This window comes from uncultured Roseibium sp. (genome assembly GCF_947499295.1).
Lineage (GTDB): Bacteria > Pseudomonadota > Alphaproteobacteria > Rhizobiales > Stappiaceae > Roseibium.
Genome location: NZ_CANMNP010000070.1, coordinates 1 through 3,243 on the forward strand (window position 1 = coordinate 1; position 3,243 = coordinate 3,243).

The 3,243-nt window shown below is 53.4% G+C and carries 5 protein-coding genes and 1 pseudogene; 1 reads left to right on the top strand and 5 read right to left on the bottom strand.

Features of this window, described 5'->3' with window-relative positions; translation table 11 throughout:
* Positions 1-80: 80 nt before the first annotated feature.
* From Q0835_RS29520 to Q0835_RS29540, 5 genes are all read right to left on the bottom strand, one after another.
* A complete protein-coding gene (locus tag Q0835_RS29520) occupies positions 81-467 on the bottom strand; it encodes a transposase (protein ID WP_298966994.1) in 387 nt (128 codons plus the stop codon).
* A 209-nt stretch (positions 468-676) separates the two neighbouring features.
* Positions 677-1,579 carry a DMT family transporter gene (locus tag Q0835_RS29525; RefSeq protein ID WP_298966997.1) on the bottom strand — a complete coding sequence of 301 codons (903 nt, stop codon included), beginning with the start codon at positions 1,577-1,579 and terminating at the stop codon, positions 677-679.
* Between the two features lie 88 nt (positions 1,580-1,667).
* The gene (locus Q0835_RS29530) at positions 1,668-2,291 is read right to left on the bottom strand and encodes an aspartyl/asparaginyl beta-hydroxylase domain-containing protein (RefSeq protein WP_298966999.1); all 624 of its coding nucleotides are present in this window, start codon (positions 2,289-2,291) and stop codon (positions 1,668-1,670) included.
* Between the two features lie 121 nt (positions 2,292-2,412).
* A complete protein-coding gene (locus tag Q0835_RS29535) occupies positions 2,413-2,754 on the bottom strand; it encodes a transposase (protein WP_298967003.1) in 342 nt (113 codons plus the stop codon).
* Positions 2,669-2,959 carry a formyltransferase family protein gene (locus Q0835_RS29540; protein WP_298967005.1) on the bottom strand — a complete coding sequence of 97 codons (291 nt, stop codon included), beginning with the start codon at positions 2,957-2,959 and terminating at the stop codon, positions 2,669-2,671. The genes Q0835_RS29535 and Q0835_RS29540 overlap by 86 nt, the downstream gene beginning before the upstream one ends.
* 91 nt (positions 2,960-3,050) lie before the next feature.
* On the opposite strand from Q0835_RS29540, the pseudogene Q0835_RS29545 reads away from it, so the two are divergent.
* Positions 3,051-3,230 (top strand): annotated as a pseudogene (locus tag Q0835_RS29545) (recombinase family protein); the annotation flags it as partial.
* Between the last annotated feature and the right edge of the window lie 13 nt (positions 3,231-3,243).

The following is a 3,243-nucleotide window of genomic DNA, read 5'->3' on the forward strand; positions in this document are numbered from 1 at the left end:
CTAGAAAGCGGTGCACGGGTTCGTCAATTTGGTCCAAAAGATCCGGCACGGCCGACGGCTTACCGATGTCGTCTGTCAGGTCAAGAGAAACAGGCGCTTCGGATCTTGCCCGCGGGCAAAGGCGCAAGCCGGCCGGCTCTGCGCGAGAGTGTCGTAAAGTCGGGAACGGCCAGTTCCAGCTTCATCAGCCTGAACAATGAGCGGACGAACCCTTGAGTTTGCCGCAGGGCCAAATGGAAAACAGTGCGAAGCTCCAGATAAGCCGTGATCGCAAGATCGGAGTATGTCCCCGGCAGGCCCCGCTTGCCGGTGTGTGCCACGCCCCAGTCATGCGCCACGCTCTGATCAACCCAGACAGTGACATCCCCACGGTGGCGCAGGCTTTCATTATACTCGGGCCAGTTCGTCACACGATGCCTGGACTTCGCAATCTTGTGACGGCGGGAGGCGTGGTGTTTGAACGGCATTTACAAAACTTCTGAAAGGAAACAGCGACGCTCAGGTAGGGCACAAATTGGATTTTTGCAACAACGCCGCCATAAAGGTCGGGGCACCGATGCCCCAAGAGCCACAACCTTCAACATCAAACGCGCACCACCAAGTCCCAGCTCAACCGGGGCGCAACATGGCCTGCCATGCCTGCAAAGCAAACAGAGCTGCTCATGAATAAAACGGGCTAGCGCCCGCGCGAGCGATGGATCGCCGCCGCCATAAACAACATCATAAACAATATCCCGATCCATTGAGCCACAGAGATCGTCTGTCCAATGAACATCCAAGCCAAGAGTCCGGAGACGGCAACAGACAGAACCGATAGTAAGCTCACATACCAGGCGACGCCAAACTTGTAGGCTTGGGTCTTGGCAAGGTCCGACGTCACACCAAGCACGCACAGTGCAACCAGTAGGAAAAGCGCATGGGTGGGAATGTCGGTCACGTAACTCGGAAAACCGTCAAAGATAAGCGAGCCGACCAGGCAAACGCCGGCAAACCAGAAGACTACGGCTTGAACCCCGACCTTCTGGACAACCGCGCGCACGGTCGTGAATGCGAGGGCGGCAGCAATACTGCTCATGAAAGCCATGGCTACCCCAATAAGAGAAACATCCTCATAGTCTGCGACGCTGACGCTCTCAGGCTGAACGACAAAAAAGATCGAGACCGCCACGCCTAGACCGTAAACGATCATATCCGGTTTAATCTTTTCTCCCAGAGCGACGGCACCAAACACCATCACGAACAGAGGCGTCGTTCCGATAATCGTCATAGCGATCGCGATCGGAAGGATGGTGAAGGAATAAAACGCCCCGAAAAGACCAATGAAGCCGAGAACACCCCTTAGGAAAAGGAGCTTCTTCTCCTCACCGACAAGAGAAGAAAGAACAGCTCCTCTGGAGGTGGCAACAACGATGGCGACGGCAACTGCCGACCTAAAAAAGATCTGCCCGGAGACCGGGACATACTGGTTCAGGGATTTCACCGCCAATGCCGCCAGGGAAAACAGAACAACATGAACAAGTGTCCAGCTGGTTGAGTGAAGAAGAGACAGCGAAGCAGATTCTTGCAGCTTGGAGGGCATATTTGGCCAATCGTCAGAAACTGAGCTGTTCGCCTTTCGGAACAGCCCAGTTGGTTTTCACGTAATACCCGGTTTACCGGCGCGTCCTTCAGGAGTTCCAAAACTCCGTGGCATACTGGTACCTGCCAACCTGTGGATTCTTGTCCACCACCACGGTGTTCCAGAGTGCAACGCCTATTTCCGGCTGTTTGGCGGTTAACCATTCCAGCGTCTCCCGGTCAGTCGTATAGGTTGACGGATATTGATAGGAAAAAGTCTGATCGATTTTCTTGCGATCGATTCCATCAAACATCAATGAATACAAGTCACCTCGTGGCTCCAGATCCACGATGAGATGAATACGGGGAACATCGGAGAAATTTGTAATGGCGTGGACACGCCAGGTATCAAAAACCCATGCACCGTCCGCGGAGAAGTGAACGTCTGTACGGTCCTCCGGTGTCAGCGTTTCGTCCTCTTCCCAGATATGAAACGTCACATCCGGGTGCGTCTGTATCGGAATGTGCACACGAACCTTGTTAAACCAATTCGGTTGCAAGTCACGATGCGGCGTAATTTTGCTCCCCGGGAGCATCAGCGTAAAACGGGTTCGATGAGGAGGTGTCCCGAAGGAATAGATTAATTCTTTTGTGTAGGGCAGTTTGTCTAGATGCTCTGTCGGCAAAAACGGAGGAATAAGCGCATTGTTGACTGAACCGTCGGGGTTCTCCAACGTTCCGCCTGTGCTGATGAGAGAAATAATGTCATGGCCGGTATTGTGAAAACGATGCGTTGACCAGATTTCCCCACCAACACTTTCAATTTCAGTTAGAATTCTTTGAGAGTCGATCTGCTTAGGCCGTGTGGACGGATTTGATCAAGATGAAGGCCGCGGCGATTGCGACGATGGAGCGGAAGTTTCTGGCGGTTTTCTCGCAACGCAGGGCGACGCGTTTAAATCGCTTGAGCTTCCCCATCATTTGCTCGATGCGTGCGCGGCCCCTATAGAGCGCTTTGGCGAAGTGCCTGGGAATGTCGCGCCGGTTTGATTTGTAAGGGATGACTGGGACAGCCCCAGCCTTTCGCGCAGCCTCTCGATTAGCATTGCTGTCATAGCCCTTGTCGGCAACGATGGCCCGGTGTTTGATCCGGAGCGACAGAGATCCTCTTTTGGCAGATTGTTTTGCCGCTATCATATTCGGCTTCAACCAAGTGCACCGTTGCGCCACTTTCAGTCTCTCCCGCGCATAGGACAGCACGATGAACATTGGCACCGTACATACCCTTGCCACCGAACTTGGGAAGCAGCGAAGGATGAACATTCAGGATGCTTCCACGAAAGTGACGAAGAACTCTTGGCCCAAGCTTGCGCAGGTATCCTGACAAAACAATAACGTCCACTTCTTGGGATACGAGGATCTGAAATCCGTCCAAAGCAGGTTACCTTCCTAGCCGAACAAAATAAGTTGGCAATACCGCCAAGCTCGCCTTCGGCGCATCCACCTATAACCCAACAGACCCCATGGGAAAGATGTTCTTCAACATCCTCGCCACCTTCGCTGAGTTCGAAGCCGACCTCATCCGCATGCGCACCCGCGAAGGCATAGCTTTAGTATCCACGCCTTGGATGAAACCCCTCGTCTTCAGACGAGCCCGCTTTAGCGTGAAGTGAATAAGAATGACCA